The sequence below is a fragment of the Plantactinospora sonchi genome, from assembly GCF_036422035.1.
In the GTDB taxonomy this organism is placed as follows: domain Bacteria; phylum Actinomycetota; class Actinomycetes; order Mycobacteriales; family Micromonosporaceae; genus Plantactinospora; species Plantactinospora sonchi.
This window is the reverse complement of the sequence record NZ_JAZGQK010000007.1, coordinates 175826-199513: the sequence shown is the minus strand read 5'-3', so window position 1 is coordinate 199513 and position 23688 is coordinate 175826. Positions and strand designations below refer to the sequence as shown.

General features: G+C 71.3%; 18 protein-coding genes and 1 riboswitch. Of the genes, 10 read left to right on the top strand and 8 right to left on the bottom strand.

The window, feature by feature from the left end; genetic code table 11:
- Nucleotides 1–7 precede the first annotated feature (7 nt).
- Nucleotides 8–1132: a magnesium and cobalt transport protein CorA gene (locus tag V1633_RS10170; RefSeq protein ID WP_331213978.1), complete on the bottom strand. Its 1125-nt coding sequence runs from the start codon at nucleotides 1130–1132 to the stop codon at nucleotides 8–10.
- A 193-nt stretch (nucleotides 1133–1325) separates the two neighbouring features.
- Nucleotides 1326–1396: riboswitch (guanidine-III (ykkC-III) riboswitch) on the top strand.
- Nucleotides 1397–1403: 7 nt separating this feature from the next.
- Here V1633_RS10170 and V1633_RS10165 point away from each other — a divergent pair.
- Complete coding sequence (locus V1633_RS10165) at nucleotides 1404–2288, top strand: VOC family protein (RefSeq protein WP_331213977.1); 885 nt, start codon at nucleotides 1404–1406, stop codon at nucleotides 2286–2288.
- A 71-nt stretch (nucleotides 2289–2359) separates the two neighbouring features.
- Here the strand turns inward: V1633_RS10165 and V1633_RS10160 are convergent, their stop codons facing one another.
- A complete protein-coding gene (locus V1633_RS10160; RefSeq protein ID WP_331213976.1) occupies nucleotides 2360–3145 on the bottom strand; it encodes a FadR/GntR family transcriptional regulator in 786 nt (261 codons plus the stop codon).
- Nucleotides 3146–3320: 175 nt separating this feature from the next.
- Here V1633_RS10160 and V1633_RS10155 point away from each other — a divergent pair, with 175 nt between their 5' ends.
- The 6 genes from V1633_RS10155 (at nucleotide 3321) to V1633_RS10130 (ending at nucleotide 9551) form a co-directional block, all read left to right on the top strand.
- On the top strand, nucleotides 3321–4565 hold the full coding sequence (locus V1633_RS10155) for an ABC transporter substrate-binding protein (protein ID WP_331213975.1): 1245 nt from the start codon (nucleotides 3321–3323) through the stop codon (nucleotides 4563–4565).
- Between the two features lie 200 nt (nucleotides 4566–4765).
- Nucleotides 4766–5695: a carbohydrate ABC transporter permease gene (locus tag V1633_RS10150; protein ID WP_331213974.1), complete on the top strand. Its 930-nt coding sequence runs from the start codon at nucleotides 4766–4768 to the stop codon at nucleotides 5693–5695.
- Nucleotides 5695–6504, top strand: coding sequence for a carbohydrate ABC transporter permease (locus tag V1633_RS10145; RefSeq protein WP_331213973.1), 810 nt, complete (start codon nucleotides 5695–5697; stop codon nucleotides 6502–6504). The genes V1633_RS10150 and V1633_RS10145 overlap by 1 nt, the downstream gene beginning before the upstream one ends.
- Before the next feature lie 14 nt (nucleotides 6505–6518).
- Entirely contained in the window at nucleotides 6519–7667 is a 1149-nt protein-coding gene (gene dgoD / locus V1633_RS10140; RefSeq protein ID WP_331213972.1) for a galactonate dehydratase, read from the top strand.
- 125 nt (nucleotides 7668–7792) lie between these two features.
- Nucleotides 7793–9022, top strand: coding sequence for a D-mannonate dehydratase ManD (gene manD, locus V1633_RS10135; protein WP_331213971.1), 1230 nt, complete (start codon nucleotides 7793–7795; stop codon nucleotides 9020–9022).
- Entirely contained in the window at nucleotides 9012–9551 is a 540-nt protein-coding gene (locus V1633_RS10130; protein WP_331213970.1) for a gluconokinase, read from the top strand. The genes manD and V1633_RS10130 overlap by 11 nt, the downstream gene beginning before the upstream one ends.
- A 59-nt stretch (nucleotides 9552–9610) precedes the next feature.
- Here the strand turns inward: V1633_RS10130 and V1633_RS10125 are convergent, their stop codons facing one another.
- The 3 genes from V1633_RS10125 to V1633_RS10115 all read right to left on the bottom strand — a co-directional run bounded on the left by V1633_RS10125 (nucleotide 9611) and on the right by V1633_RS10115 (nucleotide 14568).
- Complete coding sequence (locus tag V1633_RS10125; RefSeq protein ID WP_331213969.1) at nucleotides 9611–10891, bottom strand: hypothetical protein; 1281 nt, start codon at nucleotides 10889–10891, stop codon at nucleotides 9611–9613.
- A gap of 637 nt (nucleotides 10892–11528) precedes the next feature.
- Nucleotides 11529–12647: a serpin family protein gene (locus V1633_RS10120; RefSeq protein ID WP_331213968.1), complete on the bottom strand. Its 1119-nt coding sequence runs from the start codon at nucleotides 12645–12647 to the stop codon at nucleotides 11529–11531.
- A 154-nt stretch (nucleotides 12648–12801) separates the two neighbouring features.
- Nucleotides 12802–14568 (bottom strand): thiamine pyrophosphate-dependent enzyme, encoded by a 1767-nt coding sequence (locus V1633_RS10115; protein WP_331213967.1) that lies wholly within the window; start codon nucleotides 14566–14568, stop codon nucleotides 12802–12804.
- Between the two features lie 247 nt (nucleotides 14569–14815).
- Between V1633_RS10115 and V1633_RS10110 the strand changes: the two genes are divergently transcribed.
- Together V1633_RS10110 and V1633_RS10105 are read left to right on the top strand one after the other, a co-directional pair.
- A complete protein-coding gene (locus V1633_RS10110) occupies nucleotides 14816–15994 on the top strand; it encodes a DUF5685 family protein (RefSeq protein WP_331213966.1) in 1179 nt (392 codons plus the stop codon).
- A gap of 183 nt (nucleotides 15995–16177) precedes the next feature.
- Entirely contained in the window at nucleotides 16178–17668 is a 1491-nt protein-coding gene (locus V1633_RS10105; RefSeq protein WP_331213965.1) for a CehA/McbA family metallohydrolase domain-containing protein, read from the top strand.
- Nucleotides 17669–17750: 82 nt separating this feature from the next.
- Here V1633_RS10105 and V1633_RS10100 read toward each other — a convergent pair whose 3' ends face one another.
- The 3 genes from V1633_RS10100 to V1633_RS10090 form a co-directional block, all read right to left on the bottom strand.
- The gene (locus V1633_RS10100) at nucleotides 17751–18977 is read right to left on the bottom strand and encodes an SGNH/GDSL hydrolase family protein (RefSeq protein ID WP_331214199.1); all 1227 of its coding nucleotides are present in this window, start codon (nucleotides 18975–18977) and stop codon (nucleotides 17751–17753) included.
- 164 nt (nucleotides 18978–19141) lie between these two features.
- Nucleotides 19142–20329: an ARPP-2 domain-containing protein gene (locus tag V1633_RS10095; RefSeq protein WP_331213964.1), complete on the bottom strand. Its 1188-nt coding sequence runs from the start codon at nucleotides 20327–20329 to the stop codon at nucleotides 19142–19144.
- Nucleotides 20326–21888: a hypothetical protein gene (locus V1633_RS10090; RefSeq protein ID WP_331213963.1), complete on the bottom strand. Its 1563-nt coding sequence runs from the start codon at nucleotides 21886–21888 to the stop codon at nucleotides 20326–20328. Before V1633_RS10090 ends, V1633_RS10095 begins: the two co-directional genes overlap by 4 nt.
- Nucleotides 21889–22282: 394 nt before the next feature.
- Between V1633_RS10090 and V1633_RS10085 the strand changes: the two genes are divergently transcribed.
- Complete coding sequence (locus V1633_RS10085; RefSeq protein WP_331213962.1) at nucleotides 22283–23317, top strand: LLM class flavin-dependent oxidoreductase; 1035 nt, start codon at nucleotides 22283–22285, stop codon at nucleotides 23315–23317.
- The last annotated feature ends 371 nt before the right edge of the window (nucleotides 23318–23688 follow it).

The following is a 23688-nucleotide window of genomic DNA, read 5'->3' as shown; positions in this document are numbered from 1 at the left end:
CCCGAGCTCACAGCCAGTTGTTCCGACGGAACCCCCGGTACATCAGCACCGTGCCGACCGCCATCACCAGCAGCACCGCGAAGAAGCCGTACGGCAGCTCGGAGCCGGGGATGACCGCGAAGTTCATCCCGTAGAGGCCGGCGATGAAGGTCTGCACCGCGAAGATCGCCGCCCACGCCGCGATCTTGCGCATGTCGTTGTTCTGTTCCACGCTCACCTGGGCCAGCCGCGCCTGCAGGATCGAGTTGAGCAGGTCGTCGTAGGCGGCCACCCGCTCCACCGTACGCAGCAGGGTGCTGTTGACGTCCCGGAAGTACCGGGTCACGGGTCGGGGCAGCACCCGGTCCTCGAGGAGCGCGGCCAGCGGGCGCTGCAGCGGGGCGACCGCCCGCTTGAACTCCATCAGCTCCCGCTTGAGCTGGTAGATGTGGGCGCTCTGGTCCTGTCGCCGCCGGGCGAAGACCTGCTCCTCGGCCTCGTCGACGTCGGCCTCCACGGCGGCGGCGACCTCGACGTACGAGTTGACGAGCCGGTCGCAGACCGCGTAGCCGACGGCCCACGGGCCGAGCGCCAGCAGGGCCGGCCGGGACTCCAGGTCGGCGCGGACCGGCCGCAGTGCGCCCGGTGCGCCGTGCCGGACGGTGATCACGAAGGCCGGCCCGACAAAAACGGTGACCACACCGGTCTCCACCACCTCGGAGGTCTCGGTCAGCTCCGAGTGCTCCACGTACCGGGTGGTCCGCAGCACCAGCACGGTCACCTGGTCGTACCGCTCGACCGCCGGGCGGTGGTCGCGGTTGACGGCGTGCCGGGCGACCAGGTCGTCCAGCCCGAACGTCCGGGCGATCGGCGCGAAGTCCGCCTCGGTGGGCTCGTACAGCCCGAGCCACACGAACCCCCGGCCGCGACGTGCCGCGGCCAGCGCCGCCCGGTGGTCGAGCCGCCCCGGAAGCCGACGGCCCTCCAGGTACGTCGCGCAGTCGACGATCCGGTCCGCCTCCGGACCAGCCGCCCCGGGCGGGTCCGCCGGGACGTCCTCGACATGGAACATCCGGGTGAGCACCCGGCGTACCGGTTCGGCCCAGCGGATCCGTCCACCGCCCAGACGCCCGTTCCGTTCGTACCCGGCCATCCCGACTGTCCCTTCCCTCGCCCGTTTCCGGCCTGCATCGAACCACCCGCCGACCACCCGTCGCGGCTGCGGGTACGCCGGCCGGCCCCCGTACCGCACCACCAGCAGCGGCCCGGCCCGGACAGCGACACGGGCACCCGCACCGGCCGCACGGGGCGGTGGACCGGCCGCCGGTCGAGGTAGTCTCGATCACCAGGTGGTCCAGGAACGCGACCGCCCCGGACGAGCGCGCAGCCGTACCCGGCCCAGCAAAGACGGCGCGCAGAAACCCATGACACCTGTCGACCTGATCGAGATCGTCGGTTCCCTGCTGATCCTGTCGGCCTTCGCGGCCGCCCAGACCTCCCGGCTCTCCCCGGACTCCCTCCCGTACCTCGTGTTCAATCTCTCCGGCTCGGCCGTCCTCGCGGTGATCGCCCTGGCGGACCGGTCGTGGGGCTTCCTCCTCCTCGAGGGCAGTTGGGCCCTCATCTCCGCCGTCGGCCTGGTCCGGGCGGTGTACGGGAAAGCCCGGTTCACCCGCCCGGGCACCGTACCGGCGGCTATCGTGACGACGTCGCCCCCGGCCGGCGGAGACACGCCGCCGACCGGCGACAGCACGTTGCCGCCCGAGGGCGGTGCCGCGCCGACGGATGGGAGCGCGATGTCGCAGGTCGTCCCGGATCCGTCCGTCGCCCCGTTCGGGCTCCGTACGGCCGCGCACGTCGGGATCTCCGTTTCGGACCTGGACCGGTCGGTCGCGTTCTACCAGGCCCTCACCGGGGTCGCGCCGGTGGTCCGGGACGAGACGATGCGGGGTGGAGGGTTCGCCCGGGCCCAGGGCCTGCCCATCACCCGGCTGCGCTACGCCACCTTTCACCTGGAGAACCTGGGCATCGACCTGGTCCAGTTCCAGGAGCCGGCCGGTGAACACGCCTCGGTGGCGGCGAACCGGCCGGGCTCGATGCACCTCTGCTTCCAGGTCGACGACCTGCGTGGGGTCCACCAGCGGATGCGGGACGCCGGGATCGAGTTCCTCGGTGAGCCGTACACGTTCGTGGTGGAGGAGGTGTCGCCGCCGGACGCGGCGGGCACCGAGGTCGCCTACTTCAACGACCCGGACGGGACCAACCTGGAGCTGATCGCGCCCAGGGGCGGGTTCGCCCGTAGCGGCTGACCCGGCCGGGCGCGACCCCGGTGGCGGCCCGTCAGGCGCGACCCCGGCGGCACCCGGTCAGCGGACCGTGGTCAGCAGGCCGGGGCCGTGCCGGCCCGCGCCCAGAGAGCGCTCATCTCCGTCATCGCCTGTTCCATGATCTGAACCATCGCGGTCCTGGCCCGTTCGCCGTCCCGCCGTTGGATCGCCTGTGCCACCTCGGCGTGCAACGTCAACGCCTGCTCGTGCGGGTAGTGCGGCATCAGGTCGTAGTGGTAGCGGCCGGCGAGGACCTCGGCCACCAGCTCGTGCAGCTTGACGAACATCTCGTTGTCGGAGCCGGCCAGGACCAGGTGGTGGAACTCGATGTCGAGGCGGAGGAACTCGGCCTCGTTGCCGGCCGTGCCCGCCGCCCACATCTTCGCGGCGAGCCCGACCAGGTCACTGGCCTGCTCCGGGGTCGCCCGCCCGGCGGCCAGCGAGGCGGCCTGCGGTTCGACTGCGGCCCGCAGCTCGGTGATGGAGCGCAGCTGCGCGAGCCGACCGGCGGTGGCGAGCCGCCAGCGGATCACCTGAGGATCGAAGACGTTCCAGTCGGTGGCGGCGCGGATCAGCGTGCCGACCCGGCGACGGGACTCGACGAGGCCCATCGAGGCGAGCACCCGCAGGACCTCCCGGACGACCGAGCGGGAGACGGCGTACTGCTCGACGAGGTCGTCGATGTAGAGCACCGACCCCGGCGTGAGCCGACCGCCGCAGACGGCCGTGCCGAGCTGGTCGAGCAGGCGGGCGTGCAGCCCCGACTCGACGATGCCGGCGAGTCGGGGGGATGCGTCACCCAGGTGGACGGACGCGTCCTCAGAAGACGGCGAGACCATCAATAAAGCTTATCAGTGAAAGGTCTGCTATTGCATAAGTATGGTTTATGGATCTAACATCCGGCACTAAGCGGATGTAGGGCATCCGCGGCGGCGGCCCAACGGCGGGTCGTTCGCGAGTGAAGGGAAGATGGACGTGTTGCGTCGATCGATATTCGGAACCTCACTGGCCGTGGTGGCTGCCCTCGGTCTGTCCGCCTGCGGCGGCGGAGACGACGGCGGCGGCTCGAACACCCTGCGGGTCACCCTCGTCAACCACGTCTGGACCGAGAACATCAAGAAGGCGCTGCCGGAGTTCGAGCAGCAGACCGGCCTCAAGGTCGAGGTCACGCAGCTGGGCGAGGACCAGCTCTCCGACCAGTACAACGTCAAGCTCAACGCCGGCTCCAGCGACATCGACGTGATGATGTACCGCCCCCTGCAGGAGGGGAAGCTCTTCGCCAAGAACCGCTACCTGGCCGACCTGACCGACAAGGCCAAGGGCAGCGCGGACTTCGCCCTCGACGACTTCCAGAGCGGCCCGCTGCAGGCCACCAGCTACGAGGACAAGGTGGTCGGCGTTCCGATCATCACTGAGCAGGAGGTCCTCTACTACCGCAAGGACCTGCTGCAGAAGGCCGGCTACAGCGCACCGCCGAAGACCCTCGACGAGCTCAAGGCGGCGGCGGCGAAGATCGAGGCGGAGAACCCGGGCACCGCAGGCTTCGTGGCCCGCACCGGCAAGGCCGCGGCGGTCACCCAGTTCTCCAGCTTCCTGTTCAGCTTCGGCGGCGACTTCGTCGACGCCAGCGGCAAGGCCTCGGTCAACTCCGAGCAGGCCAAGCAGGCGTACGCCTTCTACGGCGGGCTGCTGCGGGAGAACGGCCCGGAGAACATCAGCACCGACATGAGCTGGTCCGAGGCGATGGCCATCTTCACCCAGGGCAAGGCCGCCTTCTACACCGAGGCCAACTCGCTCTACAAGAACGCCACCGACCCGGCCAAGTCGAAGGTCTCCGACACCGTCGGGTTCGCCGCCTTCCCGGCCGGACCGGCCGGCTCGAAGCCGTACAACATCCCGTCCTGGGCGCTCGGTGTCAACGACGCGTCGGAGAACCAGACCAACGCCTGGAAGTTCATCGAATGGGCGGCCGGCAAGGAGCAGGCGCTGGCCCAGCAGAAGGCGGGTGTGCCGGGTGCGCGTACCTCGGTCTGGGCGAACCCGGAGGGCATCGCGACGTACCCGAAGGACCTGGCGGACGCGATCGCGGTCAGCACCGCCAGCGGCGTCGGGCACGACCGCCCGCTGGTGGTGAAGGTGGCCGAGTCCCGGGAGATCGTCGGCCAGCCGATCGTGGACGCCATCACCGGCAAGGACGTCGCCGCCTCGGCGGAAACCGCCAACCAGGCGTTCCAGAAGCTGCTGGACGACGAGAAGTAGGCCGACCGCGCCGGGGTGACGCCGACACACGTCCCGTCACCCCGGTGCGGCTCCCGGCCGGTGTCTCCCGGCGCGCGGGCCCGCACGGTCCCCGCCCGCGCCGCACGATGTGCGCCCCCGGCCCGTGCGCACGGCCGCCCTCCCGTGTCCCGTGGCACGGCGCGCACCGCCCCTCTCATGGCCCCGAATCCGGAGTTCCCATGGCAGTCAACCCCTCCACCCCGACGTTCGACGACACGTCCGCCTGGACGCGCTGGGCGAACAACCACCGCAAGTGGCTCTTCGCCGCGCCGGCCATGGCGTTCGTCGGTGCGCTGATCATCTTTCCGCTGGCCTGGACCCTCTACCTCAGCCTGACCGACGCCGAGGGCTCGGTACGGGCGGAGTCCGAGTTCATCGGCTTCCAGAACTACCTGGAGGTGCTCTCCGACACCGACCGGTTCTGGCCGGCGGTGGCCCGGACCGTCGGCTTCACCGGCGTCGCGCTGCTCTTCGAGGTTGTCCTCGGCATGGCCGTCGCCCTGCTGCTGTGGCGCCCGTTCAGGGGCGAGCGGTGGGTACGGGTGGCGATCCTGATGCCGCTGGTCGCCACCCCGGTCGCGGTCGGCATGATGTGGCGGCTCATCTTCGACCCCAACATCGGCATGGCCAACCAGGCGCTCGGCTGGATCGGCATCGGACCCCAGCCCTGGCTGGCCGGCCAGCACAGTGCGCTGCCGACGACGATCTTCATCGACGTGTGGCAGTGGACGCCGATGGTGGTCCTGATCCTGCTCGCCGGGCTGACCTCGCTGTCGAACGAGCCGGACGAGGCGGCCCGGGTGGACGGCGCCAACGCCTGGCAGCGGTTCCGGCACGTCACACTGCCGCTGCTGATGCCGACGGTGGTGGTGGCGATCCTGCTGCGCGGCATCGACGCGCTGAAGACCTTCGACATCCTCTACGCCACCAAGGGTCGCGGCGGCGGTTCGTTCCACGAGGTCGAGACCCTGAACGTGTACGCCTACGGCCTGAGCTTCGACTACAACGAGTACGGCATCTCCTCCACCGTGCTGATCATCTTCTTCCTGATCATCATCGGCTCGATGTGGCTGCTCACCTCGCGCAACAAGAAGAAGGGTGAGCGGTGATGAGTCGCGCCTACAAGATCTTCCGGGCGGTCGCGCTCGCGGTCGTGGTGATCTCGCTGCTGCTTCCGCTGCTCTGGATGGTCAGCGCCTCGTTCAAGACCAACGTCGACATCTACGACTCCGGCAAGGCGCTCGTCTTCTCCCCCACCTTCGACAACTACACGAAGGTGCTGCAGCAGGCGAACTACCTCCAGTTCATCGGCAACAGCCTCTGGGTGGCGTTCGCCGCCACCGCGCTGTCGCTGCTGCTCGGCGTACCGGCGGCGTACTCGATGAGCCGGTTCACCATGCGCAGGTCCGCGCTGGTGGTGCTGATGGCCCGGGTCATCCCCGGTGTCTCGCTGCTGGTGCCGTGGTACTACGTCTTCAGCAACCTGCGGCTGGTCGGCGGGTTCACCGTACTGATCCTCAGCCACATGTTCGTGTCGCTGCCGCTGATCGTCTACATCATGATGGGCTTCTTCGACGGCCTGCCGACGGAACTGGAGGAGTCGGCACAGGTCGACGGCCTGACTCCGATCGGAGCGTTCCGCCGGATCACCCTGCCGCTCTCCGCACCCGGGATCGCCACCGCCGGCATCCTGTCCTTCATCTTCTCCTGGAACAACTTCATGTTCGCCCTGGTGCTCTCCGGAGCCGACACCAAGACCCTGCCGGTGGCGATCTTCGACTTCGTCGGTTACGCCAGCATCGACTGGGGCGGCCTGATGGCCGCGTCGACCGTGGTCACCCTGCCGATCATGCTGATCGCGCTGTTCGTGCAGAAGTACGTCGTCTCCGGCCTCACCGCCGGTGCTACCAAGGGCTGAGGTCGAGGCAGAGCATGACAAAGATCGTCCGGGTCGAGACCTTCCTCGTCCCACCACGGTGGCTGTTCGTCCGGGTCGAGACCGAGAGCGGGCTCGTCGGCTGGGGCGAGGCGACCTGTGAGGGCCGCTCGGAGACCGTCCGCACCGCCGTCGAGCAGCTGAGCGAACTGCTGGTCGGCCGGGACGCGCTGCGCATCGAGGACCACTGGCAGGTGTTGACCAAGGGCTCGTTCTACCGGGGCGGGCCGATCCTGGCCAGCGCCGTCTCCGGGATCGACCAGGCGCTGTGGGACATCGCCGGCAGACACCTCGGCGCGCCGGTGCACCAACTGCTCGGCGGGCCGGTCCGGGACCGGATCCGGATCTACGGCTGGGTCGGCGGCGACGAACCGGCCGAGGTCGCCGACCACGTCGCCGAACAGGTCGCGGCGGGGCTGACCGCGGTCAAGATGAACGCCTCCGGCCGGATGAGCCCGATCGCCTCCGTCGCCGAACTCGACGGGGTGGTCCGCCGGGTCGCCGCCGCCCGCGAGGTGCTCGGCGCGCACCGCGACGTCGCGGTGGACTTCCACGGTCGGTTCACCCTGGCCAACGCGCGCCGGGTCGCGCCGCTGCTGGAGCCGTACCGGCCGTTCTTCCTCGAGGAGCCGGTGGTGCCGGAGAACTCGCACCTGATCGGCGAGTTCGTGCGCGCCACCAGCACCCCGGTGGCCACCGGCGAGCGGCTCTACAGTCGGCAGGAGTTCCTGCCGGTGCTGCAGGCCGGTATCGCGGTCGCCCAGCCCGACCTGTCACACGCCGGTGGGATCACCGAGGTACGCAAGATCGCGGCACTGGCCGAGACGTACGACGTACAGTTGGCGCCGCACTGTCCACTGGGGCCGATCGCGCTGGCCGCCTGCCTGCAGGTGGCGTTCGCGACTCCCAACCACCTGATCCAGGAGCAGAGCATCGGCATCCACTACAACCAGGGTGCCGAGGTGCTCGACTACGTCCTGGACACCACGCCGTTGAACTTCGTCGACGGGCACATCCTCCGGTTCACCGGCCCCGGCCTCGGCATCGAGATCGACGAGAATGCCGTACGGCTGGCGGACAAGCGCGGACACGGCTGGCGGGGACCGGTCTGGCGGCACCCCGACGGCTCGTTCGCCGAGTGGTGAGCCGACCGACGTGAGCCGGCCGTCCCGCCGTCCGCCCGGCTGAACCGCCGGGCCGGGGACCCGGCCCGGCGGGCGAGCCGGCCGACCTCCGACAATCGATCCACCGACCCCCAGAAAGGCACGCCGTGAAGATCGTCGCCGCGGACGTCATCGTGACCAGTCCGGACCGCAACTTCGTCACCCTGAAGATCACCACCGACGAGGGCTTCACCGGGCTGGGCGACGGCACCCTGAACGGACGCGAACTCTCCGTCGCCTCGTACCTCACCGACCACGTCGTACCGCTGCTGATCGGCCGTGACCCGCACCGGATCGAGGACACCTGGCAGTTCCTCTACCGCTCCGCGTACTGGCGGCGCGGCCCGGTCACCATGGCGGCGATCGCGGCGGTGGACGTGGCGCTCTGGGACATCAAGGCGAAGGCCGCCGGCATGCCGCTCTACCAGCTGCTCGGCGGGGCGTCCCGGACCGGCATCATGGCGTACGGCCACTCTTCCGGACGGGACCTGCCGGAGCTGTTCGACTCGATCAGGCGCCACCTGGAACTCGGCTTCCGGTCGATCCGGGTGCAGACCTCGGTGCCGGGAATCAACGCCGTCTACGGGGTCGCCACCCAGCCCAGCGTCGACGGCAAGCGGTACGACTACGAGCCCGCCCAACGCATCCCGCTGCCCGCCGAGGAGGACTGGGACAGCCGCGCCTACCTGCGGCACCTGCCCGGGGTCTTCGAGGCGGTCCGCAACGAGTTCGGCCCCGAGCTGCCGCTGCTGCACGACGCACACCACCGGCTGACCCCGATCCAGGCCGCCAAGCTCGGCAAGGCGCTGGAGCCGTACGACCTGTTCTGGCTGGAGGACTGCACCCCGGCGGAGAACCAGGAGGCGCTGCGGCTGGTCCGGCAGCACACCACCACCCCGCTGGCGATCGGCGAGGTCTTCAACACGGTGTGGGACTACCAGACGCTGATCCGGGAACAACTGATCGACTACGTCCGTTCGGCGGTCACCCACACCGGCGGCATCACCGCGATGCGCAAGCTGCTCGACTACGCCGCCCAGTACCAGATCAAGTCCGGCATCCACGGCCCGACCGACATCTCCCCGGTCGGCATGGCCGCCGCGCTGCACCTGGACCTCGCGATCCACAACTTCGGGATCCAGGAGTACATGCAGCACGGGCCGCTGACGAACGAGGTGTTCCGGCAGTCGTTCACCTTCACCGACGGCTACCTGCACCCGGGCGAGCAGCCCGGTCTCGGTGTCGAACTCGACGAGGAGGCCGCGGCCCGGTTCCCGTACGTGCCGGCGTACCTGCCGTTCAACCGGCTCAAGGACGGGACCGTCCATGACTGGTGACGGTCCGTCCGTCCCCGCTCAGGTCCGCCCGACCCGGCACATCGTCGTGATGGGCGTGTCCGGGTCGGGCAAGACCACCGTGGCCAGGGGCATCGCCGCCGCGACCGGGCTGACCTTCGTCGAGGCCGACGAGTTCCATCCGCCCGCCAACGTGGCGCTGATGCGGGCCGGCGTACCGCTGGACGACACACACCGCTGGCCCTGGCTGCGCGAACTGGCCGGCTGGATGGCGGCCCGGGCCACCGAGGGAACGTCCACCGTGCTGGCCTGTTCCGCGCTGCGACGCGCCTACCGGGACGTTCTCCGGGAGGGCCCGCCGAGCCTCGACTTCGTCCTGCTCGACGGACCCGCCGAGGTGATCCGGGCACGCATGGCCCGACGCACCGGCCACTACATGCCGGCGAGCCTGCTCGACTCCCAGATCGCCACCCTGGAGCGGCCCGAACCCGACGAGCGGATCCTCACCCTCGACGTCTCGCTGACGCCGGAGGAACTCGTCGCGGCGGCACTCGACCTCCTCCGCCTGTAAGGAAGGGCCCCTTCCTATCGCTTCTTGTATAGGAAGGGGCCCCTCCTAACCGCAGAGGCTCAGCCGAACCGGGAGCTCGGCACCGGCCCCGACGACCGGACCCGGTCGCGAGGGCCGGTCGGCCACCGGTTGGCGACCGTCGCCACGAAGCGGGCGAGTGCCTCGTCCGGGTCCGGCGGCGTCGCACCGTCACCGGCATCCGCCCTGCCCTGGGCCCGAACGATCTCGGCGGCGAGTTCCTCGACCGGCCGGTCGTCGCCCGGCGCCCGGCCCACCGAGCCGTCCGGTTGCCGCCGCAGCCGCTCCCCCCACGGCGGCACGAGGAACTGTGCCAGCAGGGTGCTGACGTCGGCGGAGACCGCCGGCGGGCTGGTCCAGCAGGTGCCGTGTTCGAACAGGACCTCACCGGGAGCGCGGTCCCGGAGCGCGACCAACAGGTCGCGGTCCTCGACCGCGCTGAGGTCGTACGCCACCACCAGGGTGTCCCGACGCTCGGCGCCGATCGGCCCGACCGGTACTCCGAGCAGTTCCGCCGCGGCCAGCCCCAGAATCCGGCTCGACCGGTCCGGCAGCAGCGACACCGACCGGGGCCGCCGACCCGCCGCCGCCAGGATCACCCGCAGCCGGTCCAGTCCGAGCCGGCAGAGGTCGTAATCGTCCTGCTGGTACGCGTACCGCCCGGTCATCCCCGCGTCGAAGCCGTACGGCGACAGGGTGCTCAGCACACCGCCGGTCAGTACGAAGTGCCAACCCCGCAGGTCCCGCCGGTCGAGTGCCTCTCCCCCGTCGAGTACGGCGGCCCGGGCGACCATCCGGGTCACCCGCTCGTGGGCAGGCCGCCAGTCCCCGTCCTCCGGGGCGGGCAGCCGGTCGAGGTGCCGGCCCGCCCGCGCCAGGTCACCAGCCATGAGTGCGTTGTAGACCAGCAGGTAGCGGTGCGGCCACGCGGGAAGGCTGTCACCGCGTCGTTCGAGCGCGGTCACCGCGTCGGCGTGCCGCTGCTCTTCCTCCAGAGCCACGACCAGCTCGGCAAGCACCGCATCAGCCTCGGGCGCCCGACGTACCGCCTCGGTCAGGGCCGGAACGGCCAGGAACGGCAGATCATGCTCGACGCAGGCGTACCCGAAGTCGTAAAGCGTCTGGGGCCGGTCCGGCGCGGCGGCCAGCCGGGCCGAGGCCCGGGCGAGGTCGTCCAGGCCGGCCAACCGGGCAAGCCGTTCGACCACCGGCGCGAGATCGTCGAGGGCCACCTCGTCCCCCATCGACCGCAGCCGTCGCACCGCCGCCGCCGCGTCACCGGCCTCGACCAGCTCACCGGCCTCGTTCAGGGCGTCGTTCATCGGTTTACCTCCGAGTTTGTGGGTTGCGAATGTGTCCGAGGATTCGGAGTCGAGACCGCCGATGCCGGACCGGCGGGTCGGGGCGGTTCGACGGGCGGCCGTCGGTGGGACACCGGCTCGTCGAACCTGGCGACGGATCCAGCGGCCGGGCACGACCAGGCGGCCAGGCCGACCGGCGACCGGTGCGCCGTCGGCAACCGGTGCGCGACGGACCGCCGGTGCACGATTCCCGACCACGCCGACCGAGCCGACTGGGCCGGCTGGGCCGCACGGGTCAGCTGGCCGCACAGGCCACGAATTTGGGAGTGACGCGACTGGTCAAACGGGCGGGACCCGGATTGTCGAGCCGGCGAGGGGATGGTGGAGCCGGCGGGGCTGGTGCGCGGCGGAGACGGGACAGGTCGGCCGCGAGCACCGAGCCGGCAGAACAGCCGAGCGCGACCGACCGGGTCGGTCGGCGCCACGGCGCTCACCGTTGCGGGCGGAAGCCGCCCTTCCTGTCGAACATGGCGGAGATCATGGCTCGGGTGCGGGACGCCGCGCAAGCCGGTTTGTGCCGGCCGGCGACCGGCGGGGACCGTCGGTCCCCGCCGGTCCGGAGCGCCGGGTTCCGACGTCGCGGGTCAGCAGCCGAGGATCAGGCCCGATACGGGTCGGGCTGGTCGACCCAGCCGGCGACCAGCACCAGGCCGGTCGACCGGTGTACGGCGAGGAAGCCGAACGGGCGGTCGACGGAGAACGACACCACCCGCTTCCGCTTCTTGGCCGGCGGCGGCACCGAGCCGGCCCGCATGCCGAAGGCGGTGACCACGGCGGCCTTGAACCCCCGTGCTCCGAAGGTGGCCATCGCGCTCTGCCGGGCCTGCGAGATCGCCAGCGGCACCGGACTGATTCCGGGAAAGTGCCCCGGGACCTGGACACTCGCGCTGGCCAACCCGAACAGCGGGGCGTTCGCCAACAGGTCGTGGTCGGCCTCGACGCTGAATCCGACGGTGGAGACCCGCAGCTCGGGCCGGTCGTCCACAGCCGTGACGACTGCCTCGGAGACTCCGGGACCGTCGGCGAGGGCGCGGTCGCGGCCGTCGGTCGGCACCGTGATCGCGGCGGGCAGCACCTCCCCGGCGGTACGCCCCGGCCCGCCGAGCGCCAGGACCACGTCGACGTCCCCGGTGCCCTGGACGGTCAGCAGGGTCAGCGGTCCGGCCGTGGTGTCGACGACCCGGAGCACGCTCAGGTCGTGGGTACGCCGGGCCAGGCCGCTGACGTCCCGCCCCTGCCAGGGGCCGGAGGCCGGTCGGGTCCAGTACTCCTCGAACGGCTCCGCCCAGTCGGTGAGCACGGAGAGTGCGCTGGCCAGCACCATCAGGGTGCCCTGGTCCACGGACACCGGCATGGCCGGGATGGCTCCGTCGGTGTGCCGGGCCGCCCAGGCGTCCAGGACCCGCTGGTCCGCGTCGCTGTCGCCGGTCAGCTGACCCCGCATCGAGTCCGGCACGGCGGCCAGCCACTCGCTGGTCAGCGGCAGGTCGTGTCGGGACCAGACACCGAGCGCCATTCGGGTGGTCGGCGAGCCGGTGAGGTCGAATCGGACGGGTTCGCCGGCGACCGCGAGCAGTTCCGCCCGGGCCGGGCCGGCCGCGTGCCGGGCGAGAAGCGCCAGCAGCGGGTACACGCCGGCGCCGGAGATGACTGTGCCACCACCGTCGAGGATGGACGCCCAGCGGGCGGTGAGCAGGTTGGCGGCGCTGGCACTCATTGACGGCGACCCTCCGGACGGTGCGGCACGGACGGCCGCAGGCTACCGGACCGCGCGGCGGTGCGCCGTGGCGTGCTGGCCCATGCCACTCTCCGCCAGCCAGCCAGCCAGCCAGCAGGCAGGCAGGCAGGCAGGGCCGAGGCGTACCGCCGGCTCAGGACCGGAGTTGGTTGATTTTGTCGCGGGCGACCGTGGCCAGGGTCGCCACCCGGTGCGGCTGGCCGCGCAGGAACGACTCGGTGAACGCCTTCGCCTGCTCGTAGCGGATCTTGCCGGGCATCGGCGGCTCGTTCGGGTTGACCAGACAGTCGACGAGCGCCGGCCCCGGATGCGCCAGCGCCGCCCGGATCGCGTCCGGCACCTGCCCCGGGTCGGTGACCCGGACCCCGTACCCGCCGCAGCCGGTCGCCCAGTTGGCGAAGTCCGCCTCCGGCTGCTGGTGCCGTACGGCGTACTCGGGGTAGCCGAGCATGATCTGCTCCCAGAGGATCTGCCCGTACGCGTTGTTGTTGTTCACGACCACCTTCACCGGCAACTGGTGCCGGACGGCGGTGAGGAACTCGGCCATCAGCATCGCGAAGCCGCCGTCTCCGACGTACGCGATGACCTGGCGGCCGGGGAAGGCGTGCTGCAGCGCGATCGCGTACGGCAGCCCGCACGCCATCGACGCCAGGTTGCCGGAGAGGTAGTACTCGCGGCCGCCCCGGATCGTCCAGTACCGCGCGGACCAGGTCGTGACGGTGCCTGAGTCGCAGGTCAGGATGGCGTCGTCGGCGGCGAGTTCGTCGAGGCAGCCGACGAGGTACTGCGGCGCGACCGGGCTCCGGCTCGCGTCACGCAGCGCCCGCATGTCGGCCCGCCACTCGTCGCGGCCCCGCTGGTGCCGGGTCAGGAAGGACCGGTCGGCCTGCCGGGTCAACAGCGGCAGCAGATGCCGCAACGCCAGCCGGGCGTCGGCGGTGACCGCGACCTCCACCGGCAGCCGCAGTCCGATCCGGCTCGCGTCGTGGTCGATCTGCACGACCCGGGCCTGGTCCGGCGCGGGCAGGTACTTCCCGTACGGGAAGGCGGTGCCGACCATCAGCAGGGTGTCGCACTCCTCCATCGCCTGCTCGCTCGGCTTCGTGCCGAGCAGCCCGAGGCCACCGGTGGTGAGCGGGTGGTCGTCAGGGACCACCTGCTTGCCGGGCAGGGTCTTGACGATCGGTGCGCCGAGCGCGTCGGCGACCGCCAGCACCTCGTCGCGGGCGTCCCGCGCCCCGATCCCGACCAGCATGGCGACCTTCCGCCCGGCGCCGAGCACCTCTGCGGCCCGGGCCAGCTCCTCGTGTGTCGCCGGCATCAACGGCGTGGCGAAACTCGGGCTGCTGGCCGACGGCGTTCCCGGGCTGACGTGCCGGTACGGGTCTGCGGAGGCGGCGGCCACCTGGATGTCACTGGGAAAACTCAGGTGGGCCACGGTTCGATTGGCCAGGGCGTGCCGGATCGCGATGTCGACGACGCCGGGCAGTTGCTGCGGATTCGTCACCGCCAGGTTGTAGGCCGCGACGTCCTGGTACAGCAACGTCGCCTCCACCTCCTGCTGGTACTGCGAGCCGAGCACCGAGGTCTCCGGCAGCCCGGTGATCGCCAGTACCGGGGCGTGGTCGAGTTTGGCGTCGTACAGGCCGTTGAGCAGGTGGATCGCGCCGGGTCCGGAGGTGGCGACGCAGACGCCGAGCCGCCCGGTGCCCTTGGCGTGTCCGGTGGCCATGAAGGCGGCCGCCTCCTCGTGCTGCACCAGCACGAACCGGAGCCGATCGCGCTGCCGCCGAAAGCCCTCCATCAGCCCGTTGACCCCGTCGCCCGGCAGGCCGAAGACGGTGTCGACGCCCCAGTCGGCCAAACGCCGGGCCAGGGCCTCTCCGACGATCTCCTGCATCAGCGGCCCCCCGCGGTTGCGTGACGGTCGGAGTACGCGACGAGCCGCCGGCCGACAACGTCACCGACGATAGCTGGTTTTCGGGCTATAACCGGCCAAATCTGGCTGTCGTGCGCCCGCCGGGGCGACCCGCGCGCCGGGTACGTCCGGTCGGAAGGGATCCCCACCCCGGTGACGACGCGGGGTCGTGGTCGGCGACGGAAGCCGATACGCTCCGCCCGGACGGCATCAAGATCAGGGGGCAGAAGTGTTCGGGATCGTCCGGCCGTGTCGGCACCGGATGTGCGGCAAGCTGCACGACGCCTGGCTCGGTCACCTGTGTGGGCTCTGTCTGACCCTGCGCGACGAGCACGGACACCGGGCCCGGCTCACCACGAACTACGACGGGCTGCTGGTCAGCGTACTTCTGGAGGCACAACGCACCGCGCCGGTCGGCTACCGGCGCGCGGCGCCGTGCGCGCTGCGTGGTTTCCGCTCCGCCGACGTGCTCCCGTCGGCCGATCCCGGCGCGCGGCTGGCCGCCGCGGTCTCCCTGGTGCTCGCCGCCGGTAAGACCCGTGACCACGTCAGCGACCGGGACGGCGCGCTACGGATCCCCGCGATCGCGGCGGTGGCCGACCGACTGGCCGACGGATGGGCCGGCGCCGGCGCGCGCACCGCCGGCAAGGTCGGCTTCGACACCGGCACGCTCGTCGAGGCCGTGGCCCGACAGGCGACGCTGGAACGCGAACTCCGACCGGGCGTACCGGTCCTGCTCGCCACCGAACCGGCCGAGACGGCCGTCGCCGCCGCCTTCGCGCACACCGCGGTGCTGGCCGGTGTGCCGGGCAACGCCGACGCGCTGGCGGAGGCCGGACGCTTCTTCGGCCGGATCGCACACCTGCTGGACGCGGTCGAGGATCACGCCGACGACGTCGCCCGGAACGTCTTCAACCCGCTGCACGCGACCGGCACCGACCTGGCCGAGGCGCGCCGGCTCTGCGAGGACGCGCACGAGGGTCTGCGGCTGGCCCTCGCCGACGCGGTCCTCCCGAACCGGTCGCTGGCCCGGGCGCTGCTGGTCCGGGAGGTGGGGCACGCCATCGACCGGACCTTCGCTCTCGCGGCCGACTCCCGTCCGGCGGTGCCGGTCGCCGGTCCGGACTGGTCGACGATCCCACCGTCGTCGCCGGACCAGCCCGGTCACCCGGTCAGCAACCCGACCGGTCACCCGACCGGGCCGCCACCGGCCCGGCGGCCGGAGGGCTGCACGGCACCACTGGTCGTCGGCGGCGCCTGCGCCCTGGTGACCTGCACATGTGGACTGTGGCAGCCGCCCTGGAGCAAACATCGGAAGAGCGGCTGCGACGACCGGTGCTGGTGCACCCGGAACTGTGACTGTTGCAGTTGCAACTGTGACTGCGACTGCTGCGGCTGTGACTGCTGAGCAGCCGACCACACGGCGCCGCGGTACGAGTTCCGCGCACTCCGGGTGACGGTGACGGCGGCCGATTCAGGCCGTCGGGACCGACTGTTCCTGTCATGCTGATCTTTGTTCACCGGGTATTCAGCCCACTCCATGAGACTCCCCGCTGGTCACAGCCACGGCTGTCTCAAGGAGAGGCTCCAGATGCGAGAAGATTCCGAGCGTTCGCAGGTTTCGCGGCGCCAACTGGTCAAGTACGCGGGAGTCGGCGCCACGCTCGCCGCCGCCAGCCCGCTCGTCGGCGGCGGCGCGGCACGGGCGCACGACAAGGGAGAGCACACCGGAGCCCCGCACGGTAACCCGCGCGACCGGGCGTGGCGGGCCGGCGACCACCACATCCACTCCGAGTACAGCGGCGACTACGACACGTCAACCAACCCGCCGACGTTCGTCAAGGGCGCCGACGCGGTGTACCCGATCGTGACCAACGCGATCATGGCGAAGAACTTCGGTCTGACCTGGGCGATGTGCACCGACCACGGTGGACCGAACCACTCGAAGGTCAACCTGGAGCAGGCGTACCCCGACCTGCTGCTCTCCCGCCGGCTCGTACCGGAGGTGCTGCAGTTCTGGGGCATGGAGTTCGACGCGCCCGCGATGGACCACCACACGTTGATGATCCCGCGGCACGACGACGAGGCGAAGATGCTCCACGACCTGGAGAGCAAGTTCGCCAAGAACGAGCCGTACCCCGCCGACAAGGGCCGCGACACCGAGGCCAAGATGATCGAGTTCCTCTCGTACGCGAAGCACATGCCGCACAAGCCGCTGGTGATCGCGCACCACGCGGCCCGCTCGGCGAGCGGCTGGGGCGTCTGGGGACAGGACACCCCGCACGAGTTCCGCAACAACCAGGACACCGCCCCGGACATCTACGTCGGTTTCGAAGGCGCCCCGGGCCACCAGGCGGGCCCGCTCAACGGCGGCGCGCGGGGTGGCTACGGCAACTACCCGACGCACGGCGGTTTCGACCAGATGACCGCCCGGGTCGGCGGACTCTGGGACTCGCTGCTGGGCGAGGGCCGGCGCTGGTGGATCACCGCGACGTCCGACTCGCACGTGCACTGGACCCGGGGCGGCTCCGACTTCTGGCCCGGCGAGTACAGCAAGACCTACGTCAACGCACGGCAGGACTACGGCGACATCATGGACGCGCTGCGTACCGGCCGGATCTTCGTCACCACCGGTGACCTGATCACCGGCCTCGACGTCACGGCCCGGGGTCAGGGCCGGGCGGCCTCGGTGGGTGAGAGCATCACGCTGAGCCGCCGCAACCGGACGGACGTCGAGATCGAGATCAGGTTCCGGCCGCTGCCGGGCGCGAACCACAACGGCGACCGGCCGCAGGTCCGGCGGGTCGACCTGATCGTCGGGCAGGTCACCGGGCCGGTCACCAACCGCGACGCCGACACCAACCCGACCACCAGGGTGGTCGCCCGGTTCGGTCCGCGCGACTGGCGGCGGCAGGGCGACGAGTACGTCATCCGGCACACCCTGCGCAACGTCGAGACCGACCTCTACGCCCGGGTACGGGGCACCAGCACCGACGAGGCCGAGCCACTCGCCGACGGGCTGGAGAGCCCCTGGAGCGACCTGTGGTTCTACTCGAACCCGGTCTTCGTGACCGTACGCTGAGCGTCGCCCGGTAAGGAAGGGCCCCTGGTTATCGCCTTCTGTTGTAGAAGGGGCCCTTCCTAACGCCTCAGGCGGCCGGGTCTCAGCTCACCGTGATCGTGCCGTTGCCGGCGCGTACGCAGGCCACCGCCCGGTTCGGGGTGGCCGCCGCCCCGGTCAGGCACTGCCCGAGCACCGCGTGTCCGGCCGCGTTCGGGTGCCACGACTCCTGACAGGTCTGGAAGTACGTCACGCAGGCGTTCGCGATCCGCTGGATCGCGATCTTGTCGTGTCCGGAGAGGCTGGTCACCGGCACGCCGGTGGGGCCGTCCTGCAACCGGATCGGGGTGGCGAGCGCACCCGTCGGGCTGCTGCCCGTCTCGCAGAGCCGCGCGCCGTCGAAGGCCCGCTGCACGTTCAGGTAGACCAGGTCGGCACCGGGGAACTCGCTACGCATGGTGGCGTGCGTCGACTGCACCAGCGTGCCGAGGCCGGTGGAGAAGAGGTGGCCGGCGGCGAGGCTGGCCCGGTGCACGGGGCAGCCGGCCGCGTACCGCTCGGCGCCGAGCGCCCGGAACTTGTCCCGGCTGTCGTCGCGGTCGTCCTCCTCGTGGTAGCGCGACTCGAGGTCGAGCGGCAGCGGGTTGGTGTAGTCCTGGAAGACGATCCGGTGCTGGCCGTCCGCGTCGACCTGGGCGAGCGTGGCGAGCAGTTGCCGGACCGCCGAGGTGGTCTCGGCGGTCGCCGCCGAGAACTCCGCCGGGGTGGCCAGGTCGCCGGCCGCGCAGGGGGCCTGCTCGACCGGTCCGCCGAGGTAGGCCCAGAACTCCCACCACCCGGTCCAGGCGTCGGCGATGAACCGGTTGGCGCAGTCGGAGGCGACGTCGCCGAAGGTGAACGAGCTGTTGTTGGAACCGAGCCCGAGCAGCACCAGGTCGATGTCGTGGGTCTGCGCCACCGCCCGGAGCTGGTCGAGCTGCGCGGCGACGGTCCGGCCCTTGGCCCGGTTCGACGAGGCGTTGCTGATGTCGTACGGCTGCCCGCCCGAGCAGGCGAGGTTGAACCGGGCCTGGATGCCGGGCAGGTTCGCCTGGTGCAGCGAGGCGTTCGCCGACCGGTGGCAGAAGAAGGCGTTGCTGTTCGGCGCGGACCAGCCAGGGAAGCCCTGGGCGGTGCCGTTGACGTCGGTCACCGGCTGGTACGCCCCGGCGCCCTCACCACTGACGAAACTGTCCCCGAGCGCGACCGCCGCGGTCGGCAGGCTCGCCGCGACCGGCCCCGGCGCCGCGACGACGGCGACCGTACCGGCGGAGACGAGGCTGAGCAGCAGCGCCGCGACGAAGGCGGGACGACGGACTCCGACCACGATCGACCCCCAGAGTCTTTGATCGAGATATCGAAAGTTTTTCGCGTTGAGGGATCACACCATGCCCGGGTTCCCGGGTCAACGGTCGGTCCGTCCATCGATCACCGCGACAGTCGAGGCTGGCCGGATCAGCGGGTCCGCCGGGTCGGACGGAGCTGTTCACGGGCCCGCCGACGGGCGGCGTCGATGATCTCCGGACGGAGCAGGTCGCCGAACCCGGCCCGATCCAGCCGCAGGACGAGCGACTGCCGGTCGGTCCCGAGGGCGGCGGCGGTCGCGTCGAGGTTCCAGTCGGCGGCGGCCAGTCGGGAGAGCAGGTGGCCCCGGCGGGCCTGGGCCGCCGACAGCCGGAACGACTTCAGGTACGCGAGCCGGCCGGCCCCGTCCGTGATGGTCTCGCCGATGTGGTTCTCCCCGTCCGGGTCGAACGCCGGCAGGAAGCGGGACAGGGTGAACCGGCCCATCCGGTGGACCCGGCTGCTGGTGACCTGGTCCACGCCGAGCAGCCCGTCCGCCATCCGGAGGGTGAACGCGGACCACTCGGCACGGGTCCGGGCGAGTTCGGCGCGCAGGTCGGCGACCGTGCTCACCCGGTCGGTGTCGAGCGTCGGCCGGAAGCCCGGCACCTCCGGATGGAAGTGGGCGTACTGGTGGACCAGTTCGCCGTAGAGATCCTGCAGCAGGGTCGGATGCAGGGCGCGGTAGTCGTCGGGATGCGGTACGACAAAGGCGGCGGCGAGCGCGTCGGCGACGTAGAGCAGCATCCCGCACTGGCCGGGATGGATCTCGAAGACCCGCAGTGCGTCCGCCAGCCCGGCGACCTCGGCACCCCGGTACGCGGCCTCGGTGCGGGGCGACAGGCCCTGCACGACGGCCCGTCTGGTCCACTCCTGCCAGACGACGGGTGGCCCGCCGAACTGCAACGCGAGGAAGCCCTCCAGGGCCAGGTGCATCGGCAGGAAACGCAGCCGGCGCCGCTCCTCACGCCGGGCCATCCGACGTCGCATTGTCAGTCCGATCCCGTCGGGGTGCCCGTCGTCCGCCGGGTCTCGCAGTTGGGTGCCGTACGCGGCGGCGGGTGTCCCGTCCGACGTCCAGTCGGCCACGAACGCGTGCGGAACGTAGGCGACGTAGTCGACCCGTGGCGTGACGGCCACCAGTGACAGGTCGTCCGGGTCGTACAGCCGGGCGTGCAGGCGCAGATCGGTGACGGGCGTGTCACGCAGCAACGGCACCAGCCGTACGGCGCCCCAGGTCTGGCCCGGTCCGGCGGTCAGCCCGGTCAGGTCCGGGCCACGGGTGGTCGTCGTGGTCACGACAGCCTCCGGTCGGTCGGTCCGGTGAGGTCCCCGTCCGTCACACCGGTCGGCTCCCCCTCGGCCGCGTCGGTGGGGCTCCCACCGGTCGGACCGGCGAGTTCCGGTGCGGACACCGGGCCCCCGACGGCGTCGGCGAGGAACCGGTCGACCCGGTCGGCGAGGTGCCGGCGCAGTTCGGCGAAGGTGGCGGTGCCGGTGGCGAACCGGGCCAACTCGACCAGGGCGGCGACGTCCTCGGCGTCCCGTACCCCGACCGTCGGCACGCCCGGGGCGAGACGGCGTACGTCGAAGGTGTCGCTGTCGTACACCGGGTTGAGGTGCACCACCGAGGTCCGGCGCCCGGGATCGAGCCGGGCGTACCAGACCCGGAGCACCTCGGCCGCCAACCCGACCGGATCGTTGTCCCAGCCGTCGGAGACGACCACGAGCCGGTCCGGCCGCTGTTCGAGCCCGTCGACAAGGCGGTCACCCAGCCCGGTCGGCCCGGTCGGGTGGACCAGCAGCGGATCGCCTCGATGGGCCAGCCACAGCGCGGTGTAGTCGGCGGCGAGCGCCTCCAGCAGGTAGTTGGTCGCCAACGCCACCGCGAGCGGGCCTCGTCGCGCGACCGCCGATCCCGACGACGAGTAGCTGTCGTCGAGCAGCGCGACAACCCTGCCCCAGGTGCCGGCCCGCCGTCCCACGGCCCGCCGGGCGGAGGTACGCAGCGCCTCGGTCAGCTCGGCACGCCGTCGTATCCGTTGCGGGCGGGGCAACGACAGGACGTAGCGGGCCAGCCGGGTCAGCGGCATACCGGGCAGGTCGGCGCGGACGGCGTCGACCCCGTGCCGCTCGGCGGAGTCCTGCAGTCGCAGCCGCTCGCCCCGGGTGAGCTGCCCGGCGTTGGCGGCCAGCAGCCGGGACCGGTCCACACGGTGCCGGGCCGCGAACCCCTCGGCCACCGTGTACGGCAGCGTGAACAGCGCCTTCCGGTCGTAGTGCGCCTGACGCCAGTTCTCCAGGATCCCCGTCTCGTAGCGCTTCGGCCGGCGCCAGTCGAACAGGAACGTGCCCACCTCGGCCGGCAGCGGCAGGTGGGCGTGCCGGGCGGCGACGGAGAGCGACCGGCGGTACTTGACCGCGTCGAACGCCAGGTCGGGACGCGCGGCGACCCAGTCCCGGATGATCGCCCGGGTCCGCCGGTTGTTGACGCCCAGCCGGCGGAGCTCACGGATCAACCGGTAGACCCGCTGCGGCGGCAGTCGACGCAGCCGCGCCGCGATGAGCCGACCCTCCACCGTCCGCTGTCCGCCACTGGCGTCGCCCGCGGTCCGGAGCAGGTTCGTCACCACCAGCGCGGCGTTGAAGTGGTTGATCTCCAGCGCCAGCGTCGCCGCGTACAGGTCGCGGTAGTTGCCGAGCACGTACTCGTGCAGGAAGTCCAGTGACATCCGCTGCTCGGCGGCGCCGGTCCGGAAGCCACGCTGGCCGGTCGCGCTGATCGCCGCGTTGACGAACATGACGACGTCCTCGCAGGCGACCTGGTCAGGCCGGGAGGTCCGCTCAGGTGGTGACATGCCGGCGCCCGTCCTCCCGTCCGCGATGCTGGAAGCCGGCCGGGGAATGGGGGCACGAACTGCGAAGCATCGCTTCAGAGGCGGGTTCCGGAAGTCGCACCCGAGTCCCGCGGCCGGCCCGGTGACGATACCGTCACCGGGCGGCCCCGAGCGATCCGATTGTCGCCCGGGCCACCGCCGCCCGGCACGGCCGCACTCCCACCGCCGGTACGCCGTCCCCCGCCCGGCCGCCGGTCTTGCGGGCGTACCGCCGCCGGTCAGCCTCGACACCGGCCTGAGCTGGCCAGTTTCCCGGCCGACGACGGGGGAATGCGACGGACGACGCCACCGTTACACGGCCGGGAGCAGCCGGACGCACGGGTACGACCGGCGCATCGAGGCCAGGAGGAAGAACATGGCGACCGGGGTGGAATTCGGTCTGGACACGTTCGGCGACGTCACCGCCGGCGGCGACGGCAAACGGCTCCCGTACGCGCAGGTGATCCGGAACGTGGTCGAGCAGGCGGTGCTCGCGGACCGACTCGGTGTCGACGCCTTCGGGCTGGGTGAGCACCACCGTGACGACTACGCCGTCTCGGCGCCGGAGATCGTGCTCGCCACCATCGCCGGCCGTACCGAGCGGATCCGGCTCGGCACGGCGGTCACCGTGCTGAGTTCCGACGATCCGGTACGCGTCTACGAGCGGTTCGCCACCCTCGACGCGGTCTCCCAGGGACGTGCCGAGATCATCCTGGGCCGTGGCTCGTTCATCGAGTCCTTCCCGCTGTTCGGCTACGAGCTCAGCGACTACGACCGGCTCTTCTCGGAGAAGGTGGAGCTGATGGCACAGCTGCTCACCGAGGAGCCGGTGACCTGGCAGGGCAGCGTACGGAGTCCGTTGGAGAAACAGCACGTCTACCCGAAGACGGAGTCCGGCCGGATCCCTACCTGGATCGGCGTCGGCGGCAGCCCGGAGTCGGTCGTACGGGCCGCGCGGCTCGGCTTTCCGCTGGTGTTGGCGATCATCGGCGGCAGTCCGGCGCGGTTCGCCCCGCTTGTCGACCTCTACCACCGGGCCCTCGCCGAGTTCGGCCGGGAGCGCCTCCCGATCGCGGTGCACGCCCCCGGTTTCGTCGCCGGCAGCGACCAGGAGGCGGCCGACATGCTCTGGCCGCACGCCCGGACCGTGTTCAACCGGATCGGCCGGGAGCGTGGCTGGCCGCCGATGACCCGGACCCGGTTCGACGCCGACATCGCCGAGGGCGCCTGGCACGTCGGCTCGCCGGAGACCGTGGCCCGCAAGATCGCGGAGACGGTCCGGGTGCTCGGCATCCAGCGCTTCGACCTCAAGTACTCGAACGGAACCCTGCCGCACGAGCAGTTGCTGAACACCGTCGAGCTGTACGGCACGAAGGTCGTCCCCCGGGTCCGGGAGCTGCTCGCCGACTAGTTGTACCGGCCGGGGACGTTCGTTGCGTACGTCGCCCCGGTGTTCTGCACCGTCCGCGACCGCAACGCAGCCGCAGGGTCGAGTCGCACGAGGCCAACTCACCGAGGTGGTCTGACCTCGCGAGCTCGACCCTGCCGTCCGACCGGTTGATCTCCGACCACACCGCGTCGAGGGAGAGGCCGAGGACGTCGGCGATCGCGGCGATGGTCGGGAGGACGGGGGACGGACATCCGGTCAACAGCGAGTTCGGCGGTCACCGCGTCCTCACCCTGCCGAAGCAGGCACAACCGTGAGCCGACCGCCGTCCACGGCACGACGACCACCGTCAGCGGCCGGACACCCGTATCACCGGGTCGACCGACCTCTTCGGA